Raw genomic sequence first — 24,608 nt, forward strand, 5'->3', positions numbered from 1 at the left:
GCCGAAGCGTGTCGAGGAGGACACCGCGATGCCCGCAACCCAGCAGGCCCTCGCCGAGCAGTTGCACGAGCGACTCGCCGCCGCGGCACTCGGTGGCCCGGAGGCCTCGCGCCAGCGCCATGTCGCCCGGGGGAAGCTCCTGCCGCGCGAGCGCGTCGACCGACTTCTCGACGAGGGGAGTCCGTTCCTCGAGGTGGCGCCACTCGCGGCGGACGGGCTGTACGACGGCGAAGCGCCGGGAGCCGGAGTGATCGCCGGCATCGGATTGGTGCACGGCCGGCACGTGATGGTCGTCTGCAACGATGCGACCGTGAAGGGCGGCACCTACCTCCCGATGACGGTAAAGAAGCATCTGCGCGCTCAGGAGATCGCACGCGAGAACCGTCTGCCGTGCCTCTACCTGGTGGATTCCGGCGGGGCGTTCCTCCCCAAGCAGGACGAGGTCTTCCCCGACCGCGACCACTTCGGTCGCATCTTCTTCCACCAGGCGCGGATGTCGGCCGAGGGCATCCCGCAGCTCGCGGCGGTGCTCGGATCGTGCACCGCGGGTGGCGCCTACGTACCGGCGATGAGCGACGAGACGGTCATCGTGCGCGGGCAGGGCACGATCTTCCTCGGTGGTCCGCCGCTGGTGAAGGCCGCGATCGGCGAGGTCGTCACGGCGGAGGAGCTCGGCGGGGGAGAGATGCATGCGCGCCGCAGCGGCGTCGTCGATCACCTCGCCGAGGACGACGAGCATGCGCTCGAGATCCTCCGGGACATCGTGCGCACGCTCCCGGCACCGCGCGAGCCGGTCTGGGAGGTCGTCCCGACGCGCGAACCCGACGAGGCGGGGTCGCTGTACGACGTGGTCCCCGTCGACGTCAACGCCGCGTACGACGTGCACGCGGTGATCGATCGCCTGGTCGACGGCGGCAGCGTCCGCGAGTTCAAATCGGAGTACGGCACGACACTGGTGACCGCCTTCGCCCGGATACACGGGCATCCCGTGGGCATCGTCGCGAACAACGGCGTGCTCTTCAGCGAGTCCGCGCTCAAGGGAGCGCACTTCATCGAGCTGTGCGATCAGCGGGGCATCCCGCTCCTCTTCCTGCAGAACATCACCGGCTTCATGGTCGGCTCCGACGCCGAAGCCGGCGGGATCGCGAAGGACGGCGCGAAGATGGTCACCGCCGTCGCGAGCTGCCGGGTGCCGAAGCTGACCGTGATCATCGGCGGATCCTTCGGCGCGGGCAACTACTCGATGTGCGGGCGCGCCTACTCGCCGCGCTTCCTGTGGACCTGGCCCGCGAGCCGGATCTCGGTGATGGGCGGTAACCAGGCGGCGTCCGTCCTGGCGACCGTGAAGGAGGACCAGCTCACCGGCCGCGGAGAGTCCTGGACCCCGCAGCAGCGCGCGGACTTCGAAGAACCGATCCGTGCCCAGTACGAGGAGCAGGGCGAGCCGTACTACGCGACCGCCCGCCTCTGGGACGACGGGATCGTCGACCCGCAGCAGACGCGGCAGATGCTCGGGCTCGCGCTCGACGTCGTCTCGCGCGCGCCGCTGCCCGAACCGCGCTTCGGCGTCTTCCGGATGTGAGTGGGATGAGCGAGCACCTCTTCGACACGGTCCTCGTCGCGAACCGCGGCGAGATCGCACGGCGCGTGATCCGCACCCTCACCGCGCTCGACATCCGCAGCGTCGCGGTCTACAGCGACGCCGATGCGGATGCCCCTCACGTGCTCGAGGCGGACGTGGCGGTGCGGATCGGCCCGGCCCCGGCGAGCGCTTCGTACCTCGACATCGACGCGATCATCGCGGCGGCCGTCGACACGGGCGCCCAGGCCATTCACCCCGGCTACGGTTTCCTCTCCGAGAGCGTCGGCCTCGCCGAAGCCTGCCGCGCGAACGGCATCGTCTTCATCGGCCCCGGCATCGAGGCGCTGCAGATCATGGGGGACAAGGCGCGCGCCCGCGAGCATGTGGTGCGTCACGGCGTGCCCGTGGTCCCGGGCTTCGACGCCGCGGGGCTCGACGACGCGCGGATCGCGCACGAGGCGGATGCCGTCGGCTACCCGCTGCTCGTGAAGCCGAGTGCCGGCGGCGGCGGGAAGGGGATGGAGGTCGTCGCGGCGGCATCCGATCTGTCCGGTGCGCTGGCTTCGGCACGCCGCGTCGCGGCAGCGGCCTTCGGCGACGATTCCCTGGTTCTCGAACGCCTGCTCCGGCGTCCCCGGCACATCGAGGTGCAGGTGTTCGGTGACGTCCACGGCACGGTCATCGCCCTCGGCGAGCGCGAATGCACGCTCCAGCGGCGGCACCAGAAGGTCATCGAGGAGGCGCCGTCGGTCGGCATCTCCGCCAGCGCCCGGGAGGACCTCTTCCGGGCGGCGGTGCGCGCTGCCGAGAGCGTGTCGTACATCGGGGCGGGCACGGTCGAGTTCCTGATCGACGCCGACGACCCGACGGAGGTGTTCTTCATCGAGATGAACACGCGCCTGCAGGTCGAGCATCCGGTCACCGAGGAGGTGACGGGTCTCGATCTCGTGGCGCTGCAGCTGCGCGTCGCGGCCGGGCTCGCCCTCGATGCCGCGCCCGCCGTGCACGGTCATGCGGTCGAGGCGCGCGTCTACGCCGAGGCGCCCGAACGGGGCTTCGTACCCTCGACGGGGACCGTCCTGCTCTTCACACCCCCGCCGGGTGTGCGCGTCGACTCCGCCATCGAGAGCGGATCCGACGTATCGGGGTTCTACGACCCGATGATCGCGAAGATCATCGCCGTGGCAGACGATCGCGAGACCGCACTGCGGCGTCTCGACATCGCTCTCTCACGCACCGTCGTGCTGGGTGTCGAGACGAACATCGCGTTCCTGCGCACCCTCTGCCAGGACGAGCGCGTGCGAGCCGGCGACCTCGACACCGGGCTCATCGAGACCCTGCTCCCGATCGCACCGGAGCCGCCGTCACCCGGCATGCTCGACGCGGCTTCGCGGGTTGTGCTCTCCGACCCGGCGGACGCCGATGCGCTGTTCCCCTGGAACGACGGCTCGGGATGGCGTCTCAGCGGCGTTCCATCGGCCGCAGCGGCGCGAGTGTTCCTCACCGACGATGACGCCGTCGTGGAGGCGTCACCCCTCGACGGCGTGCGGCGCCACGCGGTCGCACGAGCCCATGCGGACGGAGCGATCTGGGTCGCCGAGGACGGGCGCGGCGTGCGCCTGCGCCCGCTCGACCGTCGCGCAGCGCTCGATCGTCGCCTCGCTGCCCGGTCCGACGCGGCATCCGCCACCGAGCCGGAAGGGCGTGCGCCCATGCCGGGGAGCGTGGTCGCGGTGCACGTGCAGGATGGCGACCACGTGAGGGCGGGAGCAGCGCTCGTGTCGATCGAGGCGATGAAGATGGAGCACCCGGTGCTCGCTCCGCACGACGGTGTCGTGCGGGTGCTCGTGGCCGTGGGCGATCAGGTGCGGCGCGGCGAACCCGTCGTGCGCGTGATGACGGATACGACGACGGAGGAGACAGACACATGGACGACCTGAGCCCCGAGGAGCGTGAACTCGCCGGCATGGTGCGCGAATTCGCCGAGACCGTCGTCGCTCCGCGCTCGTACGAGGCGGACCGCACGCACACCCTGCCGATGGACGTGGTCGCGCAGATGGGAGATCTCGGACTGTTCGGCCTGCCCTTCCCGGAGGAGCACGGGGGACAGGGCGGTGACTATCTCGCGCTGGGCATCGCGATCGAGGCACTCGCCCGGGTCGATCAGTCGATCGCGATCACGCTCGAGGCCGGTGTGAGCCTCGGCGCCATGCCGATCTTCCGCTTCGGCACGGAGACGCAGAAGAACGAGTTGCTCCCCGACCTGCTCGCCGGCCGCGCCCTGGCCGGCTTCGGGCTCACCGAACCGGAGGCGGGGAGCGACGCCGGTGCCACGCGCACGACCGCACGACTCGACGGCGAAGACTGGGTCGTCGACGGCACCAAGCAGTTCATCACGAACTCCGGCACTCCGATCACGCGTTTCGTGACCGTCACGGCGGTGACGGGGAGTATGGACGGTCGCAAGGAGATCTCGACCATCATCGTGCCGAACGGCACGCCCGGTTTCACGGTCGAAGCGCCGTACGACAAGGTGGGGTGGAACGCCTCCGACACGCATCCGCTCACCCTCGATGGGGTGCGGGTTCCCGCCTCCAACCTGCTCGGTGAGCGGGGAGAGGGCTTCCGCAATTTCCTCAGCATCCTCGACGAGGGGCGCATCGCCATCGCCGCACTCGCCACCGGCGCGGCCGAGGGCTGCCTCGAGGAGGCCGTCGCCTATGCGAAGAGCCGCACGGTCTTCGGCAGCGCGCTGAGCACGCGGCAGAACGCCCAGTTCACGCTGGCACGCATGCGGGCGCGTGTGCAGACGGCCCGTCTCGCCTGGCACCATGCGGCACGGTTGCGCGACGAGGGCCGCCCGTTCGCGGAGCAGGCGGCGATCGCGAAGCTCGTCGCGGGCGAGGCGGCGATGGACAACGCTCGCGATGCCACGCAGATCTTCGGCGGCAACGGGTTCATGAACGAGTTCCCCGTGGCGCGCCACTACCGCGACTCGAAGATCCTCGAGATCGGTGAGGGAACGACCGAGGTGCAGCTGCTCGTGATCGCGCGAGGCCTCGGACTCGCCGGGTAGCGTGGGGGCATGAGCGCGCAGGAGATCGTCCAGAGGGGCCTCTACTTCGAGGAGTTCGAAATCGAGACCCGCTATCTGCACCGCCCGGGTCGCACAGCCACCGAGGCCGACAACGTGCTGTTCACGACCCTCACGATGAACACGCAGGCCCTGCACCTCGATGCGGCGTTCGCCGAGGCGCAGGAGCCCTTCCACGACCGCCTCATGAACTCGATGTGGACGCTCTCGACGATGGTCGGCGCATCGGTCGCCCAGCTGACGCAGGGCACGCTCGTCGCACAGCTCGGACTCGGCGACATCCGCTTCCCGCATCCGCTCTTCGCGGGCGACACCCTGTACACCGAGAGCGTCGTGACCGGCATGCGGCCCTCGTCGTCGCGTCCGGCCCAGGGGATCGTGGAGATCGCCCACACCGGCCGCAACCAGGACGGCACGATCGTCGCGACCGCCACCCGCTCGGTGCTCGTGCGCCGCCGGCCCGAGGAGACCTCATGACCTTCGCCCTGGGACCCGGGCTCCTGTTCTGCCCGGCGGACCGTCCGGAGAGATTCGCGAAAGCGGCCGAACGGGCGGATGCCGTCATCCTCGATCTCGAGGACGCCGTGCTCCCGGCGGCGAAGGCCTCCGCGCGCGAGAACGTGCGGACGGCCGCCCTCGATCCGGCGCGCGTCATCGTGCGCGTCAACGCGCCGGGCAGTGCGGAGTTCGCCGCCGATCTGGCCGCCGTGGCTGCCTCGCCGTTCCGGACGATCATGGTCGCCAAGACCGAGGATCCGTCGGCGCTCGACGTCTTCGACACGGACTACGCCGTGATCGCTCTGTGCGAGACCGCCCGAGGGGTGCAGGCGGCCGAGAGCATCGCGGAGCACGAGCGGGTCGTCGCTCTCATGTGGGGTGCGGAGGATCTGGTCGCCTCGCTCGGCGGCACGTCGAGCCGTCGTCCGGACGGCACGTACCGCGACATCGCCCGATACGCGCGTACGCGGGTCCTGCTCTCCGCCGGCGCGCACGGCAAGGGTGCGATCGACGCCGTGCACGTCGACATCGACGACGTCGACGGCCTGGAGGAGGAGGCCTCGGATGCCGTCGCCTCCGGGTTCCGCGCGACGGCGTGCATCCACCCCTCGCAGGTGCCGGTGATCCGCGCGGCCTACCGTCCCGATCCGGCGAGCGTCGAGTGGGCGCGCGGAGTGCTCGCGGCGGCAGAGGAGGAGCGGGGCGTCTTCCGGTTCGAGGGCCGGATGGTCGACGAACCGGTGCTGCGGCACGCCCGCTCGATCGTCGCGCGGGCGAACTGAGCGGGCACTCGACCGCCCACGCCTCTCAGAGCAGAACGGTCTCTTCGAGCAGGCGCAGCGAACCCGGGGACGCCTCGAACCGCGTTGCGGAGCCGTTGCGGATGATGTCGCCGACGCGGGGGAGCGTGCCTCCCGAGACGTGGTCGATCAGCGAGCGGATCACGCCACCGTGCGCGACCACGATGACGGACTCCGCAAGGGGAGCCGAACGGCGACGCGCATCGAGGGCGATCCGATCGAGCGCCCTGAGCGCTCGATCAGCCACGCCCTGGAGGGTCTCGGCGCCGGGGACCTCGGCGTCCCAGTCGCCGTAGGTCTCGAGGTAGTCGGCGACGAGCATGCCCTCGCCCTCGCCGAACTCGCGCTCGCGCAGATCCGCATCGAGTGCGGGAGCGTCGAGTCCGAGTTCCGCCGCGATGATCTCCGCCGTCTCATGGGCTCGCTTCAGTGGGCTCGCGTAGATGGTGTGGTGCACGCCGTCCGCGAGCCGTCCCGCCGCCCATCGGGCATCGGCCCGGCCGGTGTCGTTCAGCGGGATGTCGGTCGATCCCTGGATACGGCGGGCCAGGTTCCAGTCGGTCTGGCCGTGGCGGACGAGGGTGAGCAGAGTCACGAGAGAAGCTCCTGCAGGGCGGGGAGCACGTCGCTGGTGCCGGCGGCGATGGTGACATCGGCCCAGGCATCCGCGCGGGTCGGCTCGCGGTTGACGATGATCAGGGGGATGCTGCGACGGCGCGCGCGCTCGACGAGCCGCACGCCGGAGTTCACGACGAGCGAGGAGCCGGCGACGATCATCGCCGTGCTCGACCGCAGCAGGGACTCCGCGGCGCGGAAGCGGTCCTGCGGAACGTACTCGCCGAAGAACACGACATCGGGCTTGAGCATGCCGTCGCAGACGGTGCATCGGGGGATCACGAAACCCTCGATGCTCTCGGGGAGAACATCGCCGTCCGGCGCGAGCGGCACGTTCTCCGGCACCGTGATCCAGGGGTTGAGTTCTTCGATCTGCCCGGCGACGTCGCGGCGGTCGAAGACCTGCCCGCAGTGCAGGCACAGCACGCGGCGCATCGTGCCGTGCACCTCGATCACGTGCGAGCTCCCGGCTCGCAGGTGCAGACCGTCGACGTTCTGCGTGATCACACCGCTGACGACGCCGGCGGACTCCATCTCCGCGAGCGCATGGTGCCCGGGGTTCGGATCGGCGCGGGCGAACGCGCGCCACCCGAGATGACCGCCGACCCAGTACCGACGCCGCGCGGCCTCGTCGCCGAGGTAGGTCTGGATGGTCATCGGGTTGCTCCGCGGCGTGGCGCCCTCGCCGCGATAGGCGGGGATCCCCGAGTCCGTCGAGACGCCCGCGCCCGTGAGGAGGGCGATGCGTCGACCTCGCAGGAGGTCGGCCGCCTTCTCGATGCGGAGCCGGAGCTCGTCGTCTGCGATCGTGGTCACTGATCCTCCCCGTGTGATTCTACGGGGCCGGCCGATGCCCGGCTCCCTCGAGGCACGGCCCGCGCATGGGAAGGTGGGAGTCTATGGACATCCTGCACATCGACTCGTCGACGGACCCGCGACTCGACGAGTACCGGTCGCTCACCGACACGGCCCTGCGGAGCATCCGGGAACCGGCCGGCGGACTGTACATCGCCGAGTCGTCGAAGGTGATCGAGCGCGCGATCCGTGCGGGGCATTCGCCGAGGTCAGTGCTGGTGCAGGAGCGGCGGCTCGACGGCATCCGCAGCATCGTCGCCGGGTTCGACGTGCCCGTGTACGTGGTGCCCGACGACGTCGCCGAAGCGGTCACCGGGTTCGCTGTCCATCGCGGGGCGATCGCGTCGATGCACCGCCCGCGCCTGCCGTCGGTCGCTGAGACCCTGGGCGGGCGGAAGAGCGCTCGGTCGCGCATCGCGATCCTCGAGGGGCTCGCCGACCACACGAACATCGGGGCGCTGTTCCGGTCGGCCGCGGCACTCGGCGTCGACGCGATCCTCATCTCGCCGGACTGCTCGGACCCGCTGTACCGCCGCGCGGTGCGCGTCTCGATGGGCACCGTGTTCCAGGTGCCGTGGACGCGGATCCCGGAGTGGCCCGAGGGCATCCATGAACTGCAGGATGCCGGCTACGTCGTCGCGGGCATGACGCTGGGCGAGGGAGCGATCACTCTCGACGACCTCGTCGCCGAGGATCATGACAGGCTCGCGCTGGTGTTCGGCACCGAGGGCCATGGCATCACGCCCGCCACCGACGCGATCCTCGACCGCCGGGTCACGATACCGATGATGGGCGGCGTCGACTCCCTCAACGTGGCCGCCGCATCCGCGGTCGCTTTCTACGCCACCCGTTAGCCGAGGCCCGAGGCGGTGTAGAGGGAGCCCACCGCAGCCGCGAGCGCGGTGAGCCGAGCCTCCCGATCCCCGGCGAGCTCGATGACCGTCGCGCGATCGCCGCGCAGGTCGCGATCATCGTAGATCTCAAGGAGAGCGGCATCCATCGCGGAGCGCAGCGCGGGATCCTCCTCGTCGTGCACCCAGATGCGGTCGTGCGCGTTCAACGGCAGAGTCGCGACCACGTCCACATCCCGCATCGCGTCGGCGGAGACCGCCTCGGCGCGCCCGAGGACCTCCGCCGGCACACTTCCCCGGCCCAGGTCTTCCCACGCCCGAAGATAGGCGAGGAAATCGAGGGGACCGCGCTCCGCGATTACGTGCTCGTCCGCGCGGAGCGCGACGAGCCGTCGGGCGCTGATCGTCAACTGGGCGAGGAACGACGCCGGCCCCGGATCGTCCTGCCCCTCACCGAGCACCTCGAACGGATCGGGGAGATGATCGAACCCCGGATGGAGGCCGAGGAAGTCCGCGATCAGAGTGCTCTTGCCGCTCGCATGCGTGCCGGACACGACGATGCGCACGGGCGTCAGTGGGTGTCGGGGAAGACGATCGGCGAGGGCTCCGGGCGCTTCGCCGCGATGTGGTCGCCGGAGGACTGGTGCCGGAGTCGGCGCAGCACCCACGGTACGAGGTGCTCGCGCGCCCATCCGAGGTCCTCACCGCGCGCTTCGCGCCAGGTGCGAAGGGGGAGCGGCTCCGGCTGCAGGGACTCGAGATCGTTCGGCACGTTCAGGGCGCGCAGCACCATCCGTGCGACCTCGTGGTGGCCCAGAGAGTTGTAGTGGAGCCGGTCGTCGTCGAAGAAGCGCATGTCCTGCACGACCTTCAGCGCCCACTGATCGGCGACGATGCAGTCGTGCCGCTCGGCGATCGCGCGGACGTTCTCGTTGTAGATCGCGACCTTGCCTCGGAACGCACGGAAGACCGGGGTGAAGGCGGTGTCGATGCCGGTGAAGAGCAGCACGGCCGCGCCGGTGGAGGCGAGCCGGGTGACGGCATCCTCCAGCTGGGCCGCGATCGCATCGGGGTCGGTGCCGGGACGGATGACGTCGTTGCCTCCCGCGCAGATCGACACGAGGTCGGGGTGCAGTGCGACGGCCGGTTCGATCTGGTCCTGCACGATCTGGGAGATCAGCTTTCCGCGCACGGCGAGGTTCGCATACGCGAAGTCGTCGACCTGCGCGGCGAGGACCTCCGCGACGCGGTCGGCCCAGCCACGGTGGCCTCCCGGTGCGGCGGGATCGGGGTCGCCGATGCCCTCGGTGAACGAATCCCCGATGGCCACGAAACGACGCCACGGGTGCACCGACTCGTTGGGGACGTAGGGGGTCCGGGTCGAATCCTGGTCTGTCATCCAGCTCTCCTTCGCGAACGCGCGCGGCTCGACGATCGCGGCTGCGCAGTGACCGAGCCTACTCCGCCGGGCGCGTCGGGGAGGGGCGCGCGCCGATGTCCGACGGAGCGATTATCGTTGAGCCGATGCTCTCTCCGTCCTTCCCACAGCGCGCCCCCTGGGGAACCGCGAACAAGCTGCGCGCCTGGCAGCAGGAGGCGCTCGAACAGTACTTCGCCGCCGACCAGAGGGACTTCCTCGTGGCCGCGACGCCGGGCGCCGGAAAGACCACCTTCGCCCTCACTCTCGCGGTCGAACTCATGCGTACGGGCGAGGTCAATCGCATCATCGTCGTCGCCCCCACCGAGCACCTCAAGACGCAGTGGGCCGATGCCGCGGCGCGGGTGCACATCCGCCTCGATCCGCGCTTCCGAAACAGCGACTGGGCGCCGGCGCGCCACTATCACGGAGCGGTCGTGACCTACGCGCAGGTCGCGGCGAAGTCGTCCGTGCACCGGCACCTGACCGAAGACGCCAAGACGCTGGTGATCCTCGACGAGGTGCACCACGGCGGCGACGCGCTCAGCTGGGGCGATGCGATCCGCGACGCCTACGGCCCCGCGAAGCGGCGGCTCCTGCTCTCCGGCACGCCGTTCCGCAGCGACACCGCACCGATCCCGTTCGTGGAGTACCACCCCGACGAATCCGGTGCGCGCATCTCTCGCACCGACTACAACTACGGCTACGGCCGCGCCCTCGCCGACGGTGTCGTGCGTCCCGTGCTCTTCCACATGTACGCGGGCAAGATGCGCTGGCGCACGACGTCGGGCGACGAGCTCGAGACGCACCTGGGGCAGGACAACACCAAGGACGTCACCTCGCAGGCCTGGCGCACGGCGCTCGACCCGGAGGGGGAGTGGATGCCGGCGGTGCTCTCCGCCGCCGACCGCCGCCTCACCGAGATCCGTCACCACGTGCCCGATGCGGGTGGTCTGGTGCTCGCGACCGATCAGACGGTCGCCCGTGCCTACGCCAAGATCCTGCACAGCATCACCGGCCAGCAGGCCACGATCGTGCTCTCCGACGACGCCACCGCCTCGGAGCGCATCGAGAAGTTCAGCGCGGGCGACCAGCGCTGGATGGTGGCCGTCCGGATGGTGTCGGAGGGCGTCGACGTGCCGCGCCTCGCGGTCGGCGTGTATGCGACCTCGTCGTCGACGCCGCTGTTCTTCGCGCAGGCGATCGGTCGATTCGTGCGCGCGCGTCGTCGGGGCGAGGCTGCCAGCGTCTTCCTCCCGCAGGTACCCGTGCTCATGGGCCTCGCGAACGAGATGGACAAGCAGCGCGACCACGCGCTCGACCGGCAGTCGAAGGACGACGACGGCCTCGAGGACTCCCTGCTCGAGAGCGCCAACCGCGAGGAGGAGACCTCCGACGCGCTCACTCAGGAGTTCAGCTATCAGGCGCTGTCGTCCGTCGCGCACTTCGACCGGGTCGTCTTCGAGGGCCAGGAGTTCGGGCAGTTGGCCGAGCCCGGCACCCCCGAAGAAGAGGAGTTCATCGGGTTCCCCGGCCTCCTCGAGCCCGAGCACGTGCACGAGCTGCTCATGCAGCGGCAGTCCCGGCAATCGCGGCTGCGCGAGGCGCGTGAAGCCTCGGCCGGCCCGACCGAGACGACGACCCTCCCGCCGCCTCTGCACCGCACCCTCAAGGAGCAGCGTCAGCTCCTCAACAGCCTGGTCGGTCTCTACGCACGGCAGAAGGGCGAACCGCACGGCGCGGTGCATGCCGAGCTGCGCCGGATCTGCGGCGGGCCGGCGGTCGCGCAGGCCACCGTCACCCAGTTGCAGTCCCGGATCGAGATCCTCCGCAAGCGCGTACGCTCCTGAGCGCTTCGGATCCCCGAAATGCTGGCAATCCCGGCGTCGGCTGCGTTCCCACGCCTTCCCGCGGATAGCGTGGAACGGTTGTCCACGCACCCGAGGAGTCAGACATGACCGCTCCGCTCGCCGCCGAACCCACGGCCGCCGACCGTCGCCGCTGGGCGCGCTACCTCGTGGAGGAGCGCGCCGAGGGAACGGTGTATCAGCGTCTCGCGGCGCGCCGGACGGGGGAGGAGCGCGACATCCTGCTGCGCCTCGCCGATGCCGAACGGCGCCACGAGCAGCACTGGCTCGACCTCCTCGGCGGGGAACCGGCTCGCCTGCCCCGCGCCGGAGTCCGCTCGCGGCTACTGGGATGGATGGCCGGGCGCTTCGGCTCGATCTTCGTGCTCGCGCTTGCGCAGAGCGCCGAGGCGCGGTCGCCCTATGACGCCGAGCAGTATGCGACTCCGGCCATGCGTGCCGACGAGAAGGTGCACTCCGAGGTGGTGCGCGGTCTCGCCGCCCGTGGTCGCCGCCGTCTGTCGGGGTCGTTCCGGGCCGCGGTGTTCGGGGCCAACGACGGGCTCGTCAGCAACCTCGCGCTGGTGCTGGGCATCGGGGCGACCGGAGTCAGTTCCGGGTTCGTGCTCTTCAGCGGGATCGCCGGTCTCCTCGCGGGCGCGCTGTCGATGGGTGCGGGGGAGTTCGTCTCCGTGCGGTCCCAGCGCGAGCTCCTCGCGGCGACCGAGGCGAACGAGGATGCCGCGGCATCCGCTCACGATCTCGACATCGATGAGAACGAACTCGCCCTGGTGTACCGCGCCCGCGGCGCGGACCCGGAGGAGGCCCTCGCGAAGGCGCGCCGCATCGTGACGGCGGCCCAGGCGGGCGTGCGGCGCACGGCGACAGGACCCATTCGCACCCACGGCGACGTGCACGAGGTCGTCGGCAGCGACTGGACCGCTGCGATCTCGAGCTTCCTGTTGTTCGCCTCCGGAGCGATCATTCCCGTGCTCCCGTGGATCTTCGGTCTGCAGGGTGCCGCCGCCGTCATCGTCGCGCTCGTGCTGGTGGGCATCGCGCTGCTGAGCACGGGAGCCATGGTCGGCATCCTCTCGGGAGGACCGCCGCTGCGCCGGGCCCTGCGCCAACTGGCGATCGGGTTCGGCGCCGCGGCGATCACGTATCTGCTCGGTCTGCTGTTCGGCGTGGGCGCGGTCTAGGACCCGTCGCCGTCGCCCTGGGCGCCACGGGTCGGAGCGTCGCCGCCGGGCATCCCACCGCCCTGACCGCCGCCGGGCTGGCCGCCCATCCCACTCGTGCCGCCCTCTCCGGCCGTCACGGTGGTCGTGGATCCATCGACGACCACGTCGTAGCTGTCGCCGCTCACGATCCCGGCACCCGAGTACACGACCGTGGCGAAGGCCTTCGAGGCGGTGTACTCGGCGACCACCGTCGCCGGATATGCGGCGCAGCGCGCTTTCGTGTTCGCCCACGGACGGCGCGAGGGGGCAAGCAAAACGCCCCGGCGGATCCAGGGGATCCACCGGGGCCATCTGTGCGCGGAGGGGGACTTGAACCCCCACGCCCTTACGGGCACTACGACCTCAACGTAGCGCGTCTACCATTCCGCCACCCGCGCAGGTTTTGGATGATCGTTGCCGACCGAAGAATGACATTACCACCTTCTGGTGTCGGCCTCGAATCGGGCGTGACGCCCGGGCGTGGCACGCGCTTTCGATAGCCTGGTTCGCATGACCGAACCCTCCCTGCCCGAGGTCGCGCGCATCGCGAGCGAGCTGATCCGCTTCGACACCTCGAACTTCGGAGGCGGCAACGCGAAGGGGGAGCGAGAGGCTGCGGAGTACGTGGGTGCGTACCTGTCAGATCTCGGGCTCGAGGTCGAGTACTACGAGCCCGTCCCGCGTCGCACGAACGTGATGGCACGGGTGCCGGGTCGCGACCGCTCGCTGCCGGCGCTCGTCGTGCACGGGCACCTCGACGTGGTCCCCGCCATGGCGGAGGACTGGACGGTCGATCCCTTCGCCGGGATCGTGCAGGACGGGATGCTGTGGGGGCGCGGCGCCGTCGACATGAAGAACATGAACGCGATGATCCTCACGGCCGTCGCCGACATCCTCCGCGCGGGCGAGATGCCGGCGCGCGACCTCGTCCTCGCGTTCTTCGCCGACGAGGAGAACGGTGGCGTCGAGGGATCGGCGCTCGTCGTGCGCGACCGCCCCGAATGGTTCGCCGGTGCGGCGACCGCGATCAGCGAGGTCGGCGGATACTCGATCACGGTCGACGACCGTCGGGCCTACCTGTTGCAGGTGGGCGAGAAGGCGCTGATCTGGATCCGGCTGGTCGCGAAGGGACGGGCGGGCCACGGCAGTCGTCTGCACGACGACAACGCGATCACGGCGCTGGCCGAGGCCGTCGCGGCGATCGGTCGCACGCGCTGGCCGATCCGGCTCACGCCGACCACCACCGCGCTCCTCGAGGGACTGAGCGCACTCACCGGGCGCAGCGCCGACGATCCGGACGCCCTGGCATCGGCCGCCGGTCCCGCCGAGGCGTTCCTGCGATCGTCGTTCCGGACGACGACGAATCCCACCGGCCTCACCGCCGGGTACAAGCACAACGTCATCCCGGAGCGCGCCGAAGCGCTCATCGACGTGCGGGTGATCCCCGGCACGGAGGACGAGGTGCTGGCCGAGCTCCAGCAGATCGTCGGCGACGACATCGTGATCGAGACCGTGGTCCGTGACATCGGTATGGAGACCCCGTTCGAGGGCGAGCTCGTCGAGGCCATGGTCGCGAGCATCGGTCGGCACGACCCCGGTGTGCCCGTCATCCCGTATCTGCTGGGGGCCGGAACCGACAACAAGGCGCTGTCGACCCTCGGGATCACCGGATACGGGTTCGCGCCGCTCCGGCTGCCCGCAGATCTCGATTTCACAGGCATGTTCCACGGAGTCGACGAGCGTGTGCCCGTAGACTCGCTTGTCTTCGGTCAGCGGGTGCTGGCCGATCTGCTGCGCACGTACTGAGCGCTCCCGCCGGCTCCGTGCCGCCGTCGACCCTGAAGGCCCTCCATGCATCTCTTCGAAGCGCTCATCCTCGGTATCGTCCAGGGGCTGACCGAGTTCCTGCCGATCTCCTCCAGCGCCCACCTGCGCATCGTCGGTTCGTTCCTGCCCTCGGGCGAGGACCCGGGTGCGGCGTTCACCGCGATCACCCAGATCGGCACCGAGGCGGCCGTGGTGGTGTTCTTCTGGCGCGACATCGTCCGCATCGTCACGCAGTGGTTCCGGTCGCTCGTCGGCAAAGCCCCGCGCACCGATCCCGACGCGCGGATGGGCTGGATGATCATCATCGGCAGCATCCCGATCGTCATCCTGGGCCTGTTCTTCCAGGATCAGATCGAGAGCGTGTTCCGCTCGCTCTGGGTGGTCGCGATCATGCTGATCGTGTTCGGCATCCTGCTCGGCATCGCCGATCATGTCGGAGCGAAGAAGCGCACGCTCAACCAGCTCACCTACCCGCACGGTGTCGCCTACGGATTCGCCCAGGCCCTCGCCCTCGTCCCGGGCGTCTCGCGCTCGGGCGGCACGATCACGATGGGGCTCTTCCTCGGCTACGAGCGCGCCGCGGCGGCCCGCTACGCGTTCCTCCTGGCGATCCCCGCCGTCTTCGGCAGCGGCTTCTACCAGCTGGCGAAGAGCTGGAACGAACCGGCGTTCTTCTCGCTCGGCGACACGCTGGCGGCCACCGGTATCGCCTTCGTCGTCGCCCTCGGGGTCATCGCGTTCTTCATGAGCTGGATCTCGAAGCGCAGCTTCCTGCCGTTCGTGATCTACCGCATCGTGCTGGGCACGGTGATCCTGGTCCTGCTCGCCACCGGAGCGATCGCCGCCTGAGCGCCGACGCACTCAGCGCTTGTGGTCGCCCGGACCATCACCGCGCCGACGCAGGTACTTCTCGAACTCCTGGGCGATCGCATCGCCCGACGCCTCCGGCGAGTCCCATGTGTCGCGGGTGCGCTCGAGCTGGCGGATGTACTCGGTCATCTCCTCGTCGTCCGCCGCGGCCGCGTCGATGGATGCCTCCCACGCGGCGGCTTCCGTGCGCAGTGCATCGCGCGGCACCGACACCCCTGTGAGCTCTTCGAGGCGATCGAGCAGGGCGAGGGTGACCTTCGGCGACGGAGTCGCATTCGCAACGTAGTGCGGCACGCTCGCCCACAGGGTCGCCGTCGGGATGCCCGCCGACTCGGCGTAGTGCTCGATGACGCTCAGGATGCCGACGGGGCCCTCGTAGAGGGACTTCTCGAGTCCGAGCTCCTCGCGCGCCTGCTCGTTCTGGCTGGCCGCGAAGATCGAGATCGGCCGGGAGTGCGGCACATCGGCGAGCATCGCGCCGAGCATGATGAAGCCGCTCACGTCGTCGCGCAGCGCGACGTCGATGAACTCGGCGGCGAACGACTGCCAGGTGCGAGCCGGTTCGACTCCGGTGAGCAGCCAGAACTCGGGCCCGTCGCCCGCGTCGCGCGGACGCCACAGCGTCGCTTCCGGCCACTTCAGGCGCCGACGACCCTCCGTGTCGAGCTGGGTCGACGGACGCGTGTACTGGTAGTCGAAGTAGAGCTCGGGGTCGACGGTGTGCACGAGGTCGTACTCGCTCGTGGCGCGCAGGGCCGCGAGGGCACCGCTGGCCGCTTCACCCGCGTCGTTCCAGCCGTCGAAGGCGACGATCACGATGCGCGAACCGAGAACATCCATCGTGATCCCCTTTCGATCGAGTGACGGTGTCGTCTCCCCAGGCTAGTCGCGCTCGGAGGAAGACGGGTCCTGCGCCGGATAACATGGCTCGGTGAGCACACAGCCCCGCGCGGTCCTCTGGGACATGGATGGAACAGTCGTCGATACCGAGCCGTACTGGATGGCGGCCGAGACCCGGCTCGTCGAGTCCTTCGGCGGGACCTGGACCCACGAGGACGCGCTGCAGCTGGTCGGCAGCGGACTGATCGACAGCGCGATCATCCTGCAGAACGCGGGCGTGCGCATGGAGGCCGAGGCGATCGTCGCCCATCTGACCGATGAGGTGCAGAACCTTCTGCGCACCGAGGGAGTGCCCTTCCGCCCCGGCGCACGCGAGCTCCTGCTCGACCTGAAGCAGGCGGGGATCACGACCGCGCTCGTGACGATGTCGCTGCGACGGATGGCGCTGAGCGTCGTCGATCTCATCGACTTCCCGGCCTTCGATCTGGTCGTCGCCGGCGACGACGTCGACAACCCGAAGCCGCATCCGGAGCCGTACCTGCAGGCCGCCGCCCTGCTCGACATCGACATCACCGAAGCCATCGTGATCGAGGACTCGCCGACCGGTGTCCGTGCCGGGATCGCCTCCGGCGCCGTGACCCTCGGAGTCCCGCACATCGTGCCGCTCGACGACCTCGGTGCGCACGAGCTCTGGCCGACGCTCGACGGCCGCACCGCACACGACCTGGTCGACCTCCTCGACCGCCATTCCGCCACGACGGGAGCCACCCGATGACCGCCTCCGGCACGCACCGTCCGAGCGGCCCGTTCCGCGAGGGCGACCGCGTCCAGCTCACGGGTCCCAAGGGCCGACTGCACACCGTCACCCTCCGGGAGGACGGCGAGCTGCACACCCACCACGGGGTGCTGCGCCACCGCGATCTCATCGGCCTGCCCGACGGATCGGTGGCCGCGAACAGCTCGGGTCACGAGTATCTCGCGCTGCGCCCGCTGCTGAAGGACTTCGCGATGTCGATGCCCCGTGGCGCGGCGATCGTCTATCCGAAGGATGCCGCCCAGATCGTCATGCAGGCCGATGTCTTCCCCGGAGCGACGGTGGTCGAGGCCGGAGTGGGGTCGGGTGCCCTGTCGCTGTCGCTGCTTCGTGCGGTGGGGCCCGCGGGCAGACTCGTATCGTTCGAGCGGCGAGAGGACTTCGCCGAGGTCGCCCGCGGCAACGTCGCGACGTTCTTCGGCGAGCAGCCGGACACCTGGAGCGTCGTCGTCGGCGATCTCGTCGAGCAGCTGCCCTCCGCGCTTCCCGCCGGATCCGTCGATCGCGTCGTGCTCGACATGCTGGCCCCGTGGGAGTGCATCGACGTCGTCGCCGACGCGCTCACGCCCGGGGGAGTGGTGCTCTGCTACATCGCGACCGCCACGCAGCTCTCGCGCGTCGCGGAGTACATCCGCAACACCGGACTGTTCACGGATCCGGACGCCTCCGAGACGATGGTGCGCGGCTGGCATGTCGAGGGCCTCGCGGTGCGTCCCGATCACCGGATGGTCGCGCACACCGGCTTCCTTCTGACCGCGCGTCGTCTGGCTCCGGGCACTGTCGCACCCTCCGTGAAGCGTCGCGCCTCGAAGTCCAGCTACGGCGACGACGACGTGGAGCAGTGGACCCCCGGTGCGGTCGGCGATCGAGAGATCACCGACAAGAACTTGCGCAAGCGGGCGCGTGAGGCTGCGCGCGCCGCCGAGGGCGCGCGCATCGCGACGGCATCGCGCGAATCGGAGCACCCGACCGAATAGACTGGAGGGCGTGCGTAAAACGTCCGCCGTTCTGGCCACTCTCAGCCTCGCCGTCCTCGCTCTGACGGGGTGCACCGCTGCTCCGACCTTCGATGGCGCCGCGTGCGACCGCTCCGGCGGCTCGAGCGGTCTTGCCGACGCAGTGACCGTCGAGGGCAATCTCGGCGCCAAGCCGGATGTGAGCATCTACACGCCGCTGCACGTCGAGAAGTCGGCGACGACGGACGTCGTCGTCGGCGACGGTCGTGCTGTTCAGAACGGTCAGCAGCCCTTCGTCTACGAGCTCACCCTCTTCAGTGGCGAGACGGGCGAAGAGGTCGCCGGCACTCCGTACGACCCCGCTCAGGGGCCGCTGACGAGCCTCGACATCCAGGGTGCGCGTTTCCCGGCTCTCGCAGACGCACTGAAGTGCGTCACCCAGGGGTCTCGCACGGTGGTCGCTCTGACCGCGGATGATGCCGGAGCGGAGGCACTGCAGAGCTTCGGTCTCGATGCCGACGACACGATGGTGTTCGTCGTCGACACCATCGACGTGCTCCTGCCGAAGGCCGAAGGCTCCCTGCAGTTCAACGATGCTCGCGGCATGCCGACCGTCGTCCGTGCTCCGGACGGCACTCCCGGCGTGATCATCCCCAACTCCGACGCACCGTCCTCTCTGGTCACGCAGACGCTCATCCTCGGTGAGGGCGACGACGTCGAAGCCGATCAGGTGCCGATCGTCCAGTACACCGCGCTCAGCTGGGACGACAAGACCGTGATGACGCAGACGTGGGGCAAGGCGGTCTCCACCGACCTGCAGCAGGTGGCACCGGCCGTGGCCCAGGAGCTGGTCGGCAAGCCCGTCGGCTCCCAGGTGCTCGTCGTGACTCCGGCTTCCGACTCGGCCCCCGCCGTCGTCTACGTCGTCGACATCCTGGGCGCCATCACGGTACCGACTCCGTGATGGCCGCCCGTATTCCCGCCGAGGAGCGCCTGACGAATCTCGTCGTGGCTCTCATGGCGACGGAGATCGGGCTCACGAAGCAGCAGATCCTCGACAACGTCTCCGGGTACCGCCAGCGCGCGGATGCCGGGACGCGGTCGGATGCCCTCGAGAAGATGTTCGAGCGCGATAAGGACGAACTCCGCTCGCTCGGTGTGCCCGTCGAGACGATCGGCGACGCCGCAGACCCGAACGATCTGCGTGAGGCGCGCTACCGGATTCCGCAGGCGGAGTACGACCTGCCGAGCGACATCGACTTCACGCCCGCCGAACTCGCCGTGCTGCGTCTCGCGGGCAGCGTGTGGAGCGCGGAATCCGCATCGGGCGATGCGCAGTCCGGTGTCCGGAAGATCCGCGCCCTCGGGATCGACGGTGACGAGCCGATCATCGGGTTCGCGCCGCGAATCACGGCGCGGGATGCCGCGTTCGGTCCGCTCCAGGAGGCGATCGAGAAGAGCCGGGTCGTCGCTTTCGACTACCTGAAGCCGGGGGAGGATGCTCCTCGTCGTCGCCGGGTCCAGCCGCTCGCGCTGGTGGACTACGAGGCGCGCTGGCACGTGTTCGGCATCGACATCGACGCCGCCGGCGACCGTACGTTCCTGCTCAGCCGCATCGTCGGGGATGTGACGGTGACCGCGACGACCTTCGACCCCGTCCTGCGAGACGGAGCGGGTGACCGCGCGCTCGCGGGACTCGAGGAGGTGGCGTCCCAGAACTCCGCTCTGCTCGAGATCACTCCGGGTACGGAGGCGTCTCTGCGGCTCGGGCGGAGGGCGGTCCCGGCGGTCCAGGGCATCCGCGTCCCCTTCGTCGATGTCCACATCCTCGCCGACGAGCTCGCCTCGTACGGCCCCGAGGTGCGTGTGGTCGAGCCCGATGAGCTCCGCGACGCGGTGGTGTCGCGTCTCCGCGCGGTCGCCGAGGCTCACGCCGAGCGGGAGGTCCGCCGATGAGTGCGAAGAAGCCGTTGCTCGCCGGTGATCGGGTGCGTCTGTACCTGACCCTCGTGCCGTACCTTCTCGAACACGGACAGGTCTCCCTGGCCGAGGCATCCGCGGAGTTCGGCGTGACCCCGCGCGAGATGCGGGCGATGGTCGAGAAGCTGACCGTCATCGGCCTTCCCGGCGAAGCCGGGTTCTGGCAGCAGCCGCAGGAGATGTTCGACATCAACTGGGATCTGCTCGACCAGGAAGACGTCATCGAGATCACGAACGACGTCGCGCTGCGCCGTGTGCCGCGGTTCACGGCGCGCGAAGCGGCAGCACTGCTCGCCGGGCTGCAGATGGTCGCTGCGGTGCCCGCGGTCTCGGACTCGGGGCTCGTCGCCGGTCTCATCTCGAAGCTCTCCCGAGGAGCGGCCGACGCTCCCGCCGAGGTGGTCATCGCGCCCACCGCGGTCGACGAGGTGCGCGAGGCGGTGTCCCGTGGGGTGCAGGAGGGGCGCGCGATCTCGTTCACCTATCAGGCGCCCGACGCGCAGCCGACCACGCGCACGGTCGATCCGGTGCAGATCCTGATCACCAACGGCCAGTGGTATCTGCAGGGATGGTGTCATCTGCGTCAGGCGATGCGCACCTTCCACCTCGACCGGGTGAGCCGCCCGCAGCTGACCGACATCCCGATCACGCACGCGGGCGAGCACGTCCCCGAGGCATTCGCCGAGGTGGCGGACGACCGCGAGGTCACCGTGCGCGTTCCCGAACGACTCGCTCCGCTCCTGGGTGGGCTTCTCTCCGCGGATGAGGTCGAGACCCTCGATGGCGTGGTCACGGCGCACCTGCACCTCGCAGATCCGCGCGGTATCAAGCGCATCGCGGCCCGTTTCGGGGGAGCGCTCGAGGTGCTCGAGCCCGGCATCGCGCGCGCGGCGACCCGGGAATGGGCGTCTGCGGGACTCGCGCTCTACCACCGCCCATCCACAGCACAGCCGGGTAGACTGGCGGAATCGCCCACCGACGACGGGAACTAGAGATGTTTGCTGGACTGCAGGGGTGGCACCTCCTGATCGTGCTCGCCGTGATCCTCCTCCTTTTCGGCGCGGCAAAGCTGCCCGCCCTCGCGAAGAGCGTCGGCCAGTCGGCCCGCGTCTTCAAGGGAGAGATGAAGGCGATGAAGGAAGAAGACGGTCCGGCGGCCGCGGAGAACGCGGCAGTGGACCCGACCACGGTGAAGAACTCGGGCTCAGAACCTGAGACTCCGCCGCGCGCCTGACCGCTCGTGGCAGTGATGGACCCGGCCGCGAAGGCGAAGCCGGACCGCGACCGGCGGATGTCTCTCGGAGCGCACCTCGTCGAGTTGCGCCGCCGTCTGATGATCGCCGCCATCGCGCTGGTCGTCGGCATGGTGCTGGCGTTCATCGTCGCGGATCCGATCATCCACTTCATCACCGAGCCGATCCGTCTCATCACCGAGAAGCGGGGCGACGACTTCAGCGCCCTCAACTTCTCGACCGTGACCTCCGCGTTCGACATGCGCATGCGCATCGCCCTGTCGATCGGTCTCTTCGCCTCTGCACCGGTCTGGCTGTGGCAGATCTGGGCGTTCATCATGCCCGGCCTCACGCGTAAAGAGGTGCGCTACACGGTCGGTTTCGTCGCAGCCGCCGTTCCGCTTTTCCTGGGCGGGTGCTACCTCGGCGTCATGATCATGCCGCACATCATCGAGCTGATGTGGAGCTTCACGCCGGAGGGCGGGACGAACTTCTACGCCGCCCAGGACTACTACGACTTCATCTTCAAACTGATGCTCGTGATCGGCGTCTCCTTCGTGCTGCCGGTCTTCCTCGTGGCACTGAACTTCGCCGGCATCATGTCGGGGCGCGCGATCCTCAAGGGATGGCGCGTCGCGATCATCATCGCCACGGTCTTCGCCGCTCTCGCGACGCCGGCCGCCGACGTGGTGAGCATGCTGATGCTCGCCGGCATCCTGATCGTCCTGTACTTCGCAGCCGCCGGTCTGTCCCTGTTGTTCGACCGGCGCAAGCGCAAGCAGGATGCTGCCGCCGGCCTCCTGCCGGACGCCGCATGAGTTCGCCGGCGGAGCGATACGCCGCTGCGCGACAGGCATCCGAGCACCCCGAGACCTCCGCGTTCGCCGCCGGCCAGCGCTTCGATCTCGATCCGTTCCAGATCGAGGGCTGCCATGCGCTCGAGCGCGGGAACAGCGTCCTGGTCGCGGCGCCGACCGGGGCCGGTAAGACGATCGTGGGCGAGTTCGCGATCCATCTCGCGATGCAGACCCCCCGCGACAAGGCGTTCTACACGACGCCGATGAAGGCGCTCTCGAATCAGAAGTTCCGCGAGCTCGTCGACGTCTACGGAGCCGACGAGGTCGGGCTGCTCACCGGTGACACCAACATCAACGGCAACGCACGCATCGTGGTGATGACCACCGAGGTGCTGCGCAACATGATCTACGCCGACTCCGCGGCGCTGCGCGACCTGCGCTACGTCGTGATGGACGAGGTGCACTACCTCGCCGATCGATTCCGTGGCGCGGTGTGGGAAGAGGTCATCATCCACCTGCCGTCGCAGGTGCGTCTCGTCTCGCTGAGTGCGACGGTCTCGAACGCCGAGGAGTTCGGCGACTGGCTCGACACGGTGCGCGGCGACACCGAGGTGATCGTCTCGGAGATCCGCCCCGTTCCGCTGGAACAACACGTGCTCGTGCGCGACGATCTGCTGCCCCTGTTCGACGACCGGGCGGGTGTGGCCACGGCTCAGGTGAACCAGGAGCTGATGCGCATCCGCTCGTTCACGGGCTCGCACTACGACAACAACCGTCGCGCGCAGTCCTACGTCAGCAATCGTCACGCCGGCCGACAGGCCAAGCGCCCTCCGCGCGGAGGGCAGCGTCCGGTACGTCCGTCGAACGCGCGCCGCATCGAGCGGATCGATCGCCCGGAGGTCATCCACCTCCTGGAACGCGCGAATCTGCTGCCGGCGATCTTCTTCATCTTCAGTCGCGTCGGCTGCGATGCCGCCGTCGCGCAGGTGCGCCGCTCGGGTATGCGTCTCACGTCGCAGGAGGAGCGCGCCGAGATCCGCGCGATCGTCGAGGAGCGCACCCGCACGCTCCAGGAGGAGGACCTCGGCGTCCTCGGCTACTGGGAGTGGCTCGACAATCTCGAGCGCGGCGTGGCCTCGCACCACGCGGGCCTGCTGCCGGCGTTCAAGGAGGTCGTCGAAGAGCTCTACCAGCGCAAGCTCGTCAAGGTCGTCTTCGCGACCGAGACCCTCGCACTCGGCATCAACATGCCGGCGCGCACCGTCGTGCTCGAGAAGATGGAGAAGTTCAACGGCGAAGCCCGCGTCGCGATCACCTCGGGGGAGTACACGCAGCTCACCGGTCGCGCCGGGCGCCGCGGCATCGACGTCGAAGGCCACGCGGTGGTGCAGTGGACCGAGGGCATGGATCCGCAGGCCGTGGCCGCTCTCGCGTCGCGGCGCACCTACCCGCTGAACTCGAGCTTCCGGCCGACGTACAACATGGCCGTGAACCTCATCGACCTGTTCGGCAAACCGCGAGCCCGCCAGATCCTCGAGTCGTCGTTCGCGCAGTTCCAGGCCGATCGCGCCGTGGTCGGTCTCGCCCGCCAGGTGCGCGAGGCCGAGGTGTCGCTCGCGGGCTACGAGAAGTCGATGTCGTGCGAGCACGGTGATTTCGTGGAGTACTCCACGATTCGCCGCGAGCTGAGCGACCTCGAGAAGAAGAACCGGCAGGACTCGGGAGCCCCGCGTTCGGCCCGCGACAAGCGGCTGAAGCGCATCCAGCAGCTCCGCACGAAGATGCAGCGGCACCCGTGCCACAGTTGCCCGGATCGCGAAGCGCACGCCCGGTGGGCGGAGCGCTACTGGAAGCTGAAGCGTCAGACCGACCGCATCCGCCGTCAGATCGAGACCCGCACCGGAACGGTGGCCCGTGTCTTCGACCGCGTGGTCGAGGTGCTCGAGACGCTCGACTACCTGCGCTCCGACGGCGACGAGATGACGCTCACCGAGGCGGGCCGCACGATGCGGCGCATCTACGGCGAGCGGGATCTGCTCGTGGCCGAGTCGTTGCGTCAGGGGCTGTGGTCGGGCCTCGACGCGCCCTCGCTCGCGGCCATGGCCTGTTGCCTGGTCTACGAACCGCGGCGCGATGAGGCGAACTCGGGGGAGCGCGGTCTTCCGCGCGGCGCGTTCCGTGCCGCATACGAGAAGACGACGGCGCTCTGGGCCGTCCTCGATGATCTGGAACAGGATCACCACCTTCCCGGCTCCGAGCCGCTCGCCGCCGGCCTCGCCGGGGCGATGCACTCCTGGGCTCGCGGCGGGATGCTGGATCGGGTGCTCGTCGATGCCGATATGGCGGCCGGCGACTTCGTCCGCTGGGCCAAACAGACGATCGACCTCCTCGACCAGCTCTCGATCGTCGCCGAGGACGGAGCGCTCGCCCGCACGGCCCGCACGGCGCTCGACGGCGTGCGCCGCGGCATCGTCGCCTACTCCTCGATGTGACCGGGGCGAACATGGCTG

24 protein-coding genes and 1 tRNA gene are annotated in these 24,608 nt (G+C 69.5%); 18 read left to right on the plus strand and 7 right to left on the minus strand.

Annotated features, from left to right (window positions below):
• Positions 1-28: 28 nt before the first annotated feature.
• Genes KV396_RS14330 through KV396_RS14350 form a run of 5 tightly spaced genes read left to right on the plus strand, consistent with a single transcriptional unit; the run spans position 29 to position 5,956 of the window.
• On the plus strand, positions 29-1,582 hold the full coding sequence (locus KV396_RS14330) for a carboxyl transferase domain-containing protein (protein WP_247956135.1): 1,554 nt from the start codon (positions 29-31) through the stop codon (positions 1,580-1,582).
• Positions 1,583-1,587: 5 nt separating this feature from the next.
• Entirely contained in the window at positions 1,588-3,522 is a 1,935-nt protein-coding gene (locus KV396_RS14335; RefSeq protein WP_247956136.1) for an acetyl/propionyl/methylcrotonyl-CoA carboxylase subunit alpha, read from the plus strand.
• A complete protein-coding gene (locus KV396_RS14340; RefSeq protein ID WP_247956137.1) occupies positions 3,510-4,658 on the plus strand; it encodes an acyl-CoA dehydrogenase family protein in 1,149 nt (382 codons plus the stop codon). Before KV396_RS14335 ends, KV396_RS14340 begins: the two co-directional genes overlap by 13 nt.
• Positions 4,659-4,667: 9 nt before the next feature.
• Positions 4,668-5,153: a MaoC family dehydratase gene (locus tag KV396_RS14345; RefSeq protein ID WP_247956138.1), complete on the plus strand. Its 486-nt coding sequence runs from the start codon at positions 4,668-4,670 to the stop codon at positions 5,151-5,153.
• Positions 5,150-5,956, plus strand: coding sequence for an HpcH/HpaI aldolase/citrate lyase family protein (locus KV396_RS14350; RefSeq protein ID WP_247956139.1), 807 nt, complete (start codon positions 5,150-5,152; stop codon positions 5,954-5,956). The genes KV396_RS14345 and KV396_RS14350 overlap by 4 nt, the downstream gene beginning before the upstream one ends.
• Before the next feature lie 25 nt (positions 5,957-5,981).
• On the opposite strand, the gene KV396_RS14355 is transcribed toward KV396_RS14350, so the two are convergent.
• On the minus strand, positions 5,982-6,569 hold the full coding sequence (locus tag KV396_RS14355; RefSeq protein ID WP_247956140.1) for a histidine phosphatase family protein: 588 nt from the start codon (positions 6,567-6,569) through the stop codon (positions 5,982-5,984).
• Positions 6,566-7,405, minus strand: coding sequence for a Sir2 family NAD-dependent protein deacetylase (locus KV396_RS14360; protein WP_247956141.1), 840 nt, complete (start codon positions 7,403-7,405; stop codon positions 6,566-6,568). The genes KV396_RS14355 and KV396_RS14360 overlap by 4 nt, the downstream gene beginning before the upstream one ends.
• 83 nt (positions 7,406-7,488) lie before the next feature.
• On the opposite strand from KV396_RS14360, the gene KV396_RS14365 reads away from it, so the two are divergent.
• Positions 7,489-8,298 (plus strand): TrmH family RNA methyltransferase, encoded by an 810-nt coding sequence (locus KV396_RS14365; protein WP_247956142.1) that lies wholly within the window; start codon positions 7,489-7,491, stop codon positions 8,296-8,298.
• Here KV396_RS14365 and KV396_RS14370 read toward each other — a convergent pair.
• Positions 8,295-8,861, minus strand: a complete 567-nt coding sequence (locus tag KV396_RS14370; RefSeq protein ID WP_247956143.1) for a DEAD/DEAH box helicase family protein — start codon at positions 8,859-8,861, stop codon at positions 8,295-8,297. The two genes, KV396_RS14365 and KV396_RS14370, sit on opposite strands and share 4 nt — an antisense overlap.
• Positions 8,862-8,866: 5 nt before the next feature.
• Positions 8,867-9,694, minus strand: a complete 828-nt coding sequence (locus KV396_RS14375) for an SGNH/GDSL hydrolase family protein (protein ID WP_247956144.1) — start codon at positions 9,692-9,694, stop codon at positions 8,867-8,869.
• Between the two features lie 125 nt (positions 9,695-9,819).
• Here KV396_RS14375 and KV396_RS14380 point away from each other — a divergent pair, with 125 nt between their 5' ends.
• Positions 9,820-11,562 (plus strand): DEAD/DEAH box helicase, encoded by a 1,743-nt coding sequence (locus KV396_RS14380; protein ID WP_247622511.1) that lies wholly within the window; start codon positions 9,820-9,822, stop codon positions 11,560-11,562.
• Positions 11,563-11,666: 104 nt separating this feature from the next.
• On the plus strand, positions 11,667-12,761 hold the full coding sequence (locus tag KV396_RS14385) for a VIT1/CCC1 transporter family protein (protein WP_247956145.1): 1,095 nt from the start codon (positions 11,667-11,669) through the stop codon (positions 12,759-12,761).
• On the opposite strand, the gene KV396_RS14390 is transcribed toward KV396_RS14385, so the two are convergent.
• Together KV396_RS14390 and KV396_RS14395 are read right to left on the minus strand one after the other, a co-directional pair.
• Complete coding sequence (locus tag KV396_RS14390) at positions 12,758-12,991, minus strand: hypothetical protein (RefSeq protein ID WP_247956146.1); 234 nt, start codon at positions 12,989-12,991, stop codon at positions 12,758-12,760. The genes KV396_RS14385 and KV396_RS14390 overlap by 4 nt on opposite strands.
• Before the next feature lie 106 nt (positions 12,992-13,097).
• Positions 13,098-13,180, minus strand: a tRNA-Leu gene (locus tag KV396_RS14395).
• 112 nt (positions 13,181-13,292) lie between these two features.
• On the opposite strand from KV396_RS14395, the gene KV396_RS14400 reads away from it, so the two are divergent.
• On the plus strand, positions 13,293-14,588 hold the full coding sequence (locus KV396_RS14400; RefSeq protein ID WP_247956147.1) for a M20/M25/M40 family metallo-hydrolase: 1,296 nt from the start codon (positions 13,293-13,295) through the stop codon (positions 14,586-14,588).
• 45 nt (positions 14,589-14,633) lie between these two features.
• Complete coding sequence (locus tag KV396_RS14405; RefSeq protein WP_247632235.1) at positions 14,634-15,458, plus strand: undecaprenyl-diphosphate phosphatase; 825 nt, start codon at positions 14,634-14,636, stop codon at positions 15,456-15,458.
• 12 nt (positions 15,459-15,470) lie between these two features.
• Here KV396_RS14405 and KV396_RS14410 read toward each other — a convergent pair whose 3' ends face one another.
• Positions 15,471-16,319: a PAC2 family protein gene (locus KV396_RS14410; protein WP_247956148.1), complete on the minus strand. Its 849-nt coding sequence runs from the start codon at positions 16,317-16,319 to the stop codon at positions 15,471-15,473.
• A gap of 124 nt (positions 16,320-16,443) precedes the next feature.
• Here KV396_RS14410 and KV396_RS14415 point away from each other — a divergent pair, with 124 nt between their 5' ends.
• Genes KV396_RS14415 through KV396_RS14450 form a run of 8 tightly spaced genes read left to right on the plus strand, consistent with a single transcriptional unit; the run spans position 16,444 to position 24,590 of the window.
• Positions 16,444-17,094, plus strand: coding sequence for an HAD family hydrolase (locus KV396_RS14415; RefSeq protein WP_247624693.1), 651 nt, complete (start codon positions 16,444-16,446; stop codon positions 17,092-17,094).
• Positions 17,091-18,110: a tRNA (adenine-N1)-methyltransferase gene (locus tag KV396_RS14420; protein WP_247956149.1), complete on the plus strand. Its 1,020-nt coding sequence runs from the start codon at positions 17,091-17,093 to the stop codon at positions 18,108-18,110. Before KV396_RS14415 ends, KV396_RS14420 begins: the two co-directional genes overlap by 4 nt.
• A gap of 10 nt (positions 18,111-18,120) precedes the next feature.
• Positions 18,121-19,053: a hypothetical protein gene (locus KV396_RS14425; protein ID WP_247956150.1), complete on the plus strand. Its 933-nt coding sequence runs from the start codon at positions 18,121-18,123 to the stop codon at positions 19,051-19,053.
• A complete protein-coding gene (locus KV396_RS14430; protein WP_247956151.1) occupies positions 19,053-20,045 on the plus strand; it encodes a helix-turn-helix transcriptional regulator in 993 nt (330 codons plus the stop codon). The genes KV396_RS14425 and KV396_RS14430 overlap by 1 nt, the downstream gene beginning before the upstream one ends.
• Positions 20,042-21,061, plus strand: coding sequence for a helix-turn-helix transcriptional regulator (locus KV396_RS14435; protein WP_247622497.1), 1,020 nt, complete (start codon positions 20,042-20,044; stop codon positions 21,059-21,061). The genes KV396_RS14430 and KV396_RS14435 overlap by 4 nt, the downstream gene beginning before the upstream one ends.
• A 2-nt stretch (positions 21,062-21,063) precedes the next feature.
• On the plus strand, positions 21,064-21,303 hold the full coding sequence (gene tatA, locus KV396_RS14440) for a twin-arginine translocase TatA/TatE family subunit (RefSeq protein WP_247622496.1): 240 nt from the start codon (positions 21,064-21,066) through the stop codon (positions 21,301-21,303).
• Between the two features lie 57 nt (positions 21,304-21,360).
• Entirely contained in the window at positions 21,361-22,119 is a 759-nt protein-coding gene (tatC, locus tag KV396_RS14445) for a twin-arginine translocase subunit TatC (RefSeq protein ID WP_247633975.1), read from the plus strand.
• Complete coding sequence (locus KV396_RS14450) at positions 22,116-24,590, plus strand: DEAD/DEAH box helicase (protein WP_247632229.1); 2,475 nt, start codon at positions 22,116-22,118, stop codon at positions 24,588-24,590. The genes tatC and KV396_RS14450 overlap by 4 nt, the downstream gene beginning before the upstream one ends.
• Positions 24,591-24,608: the final 18 nt, after the last annotated feature.

This window comes from Microbacterium galbinum, assembly GCF_023101185.1.
In the GTDB taxonomy this organism is placed as follows: Bacteria; Actinomycetota; Actinomycetes; order Actinomycetales; family Microbacteriaceae; genus Microbacterium; species Microbacterium galbinum.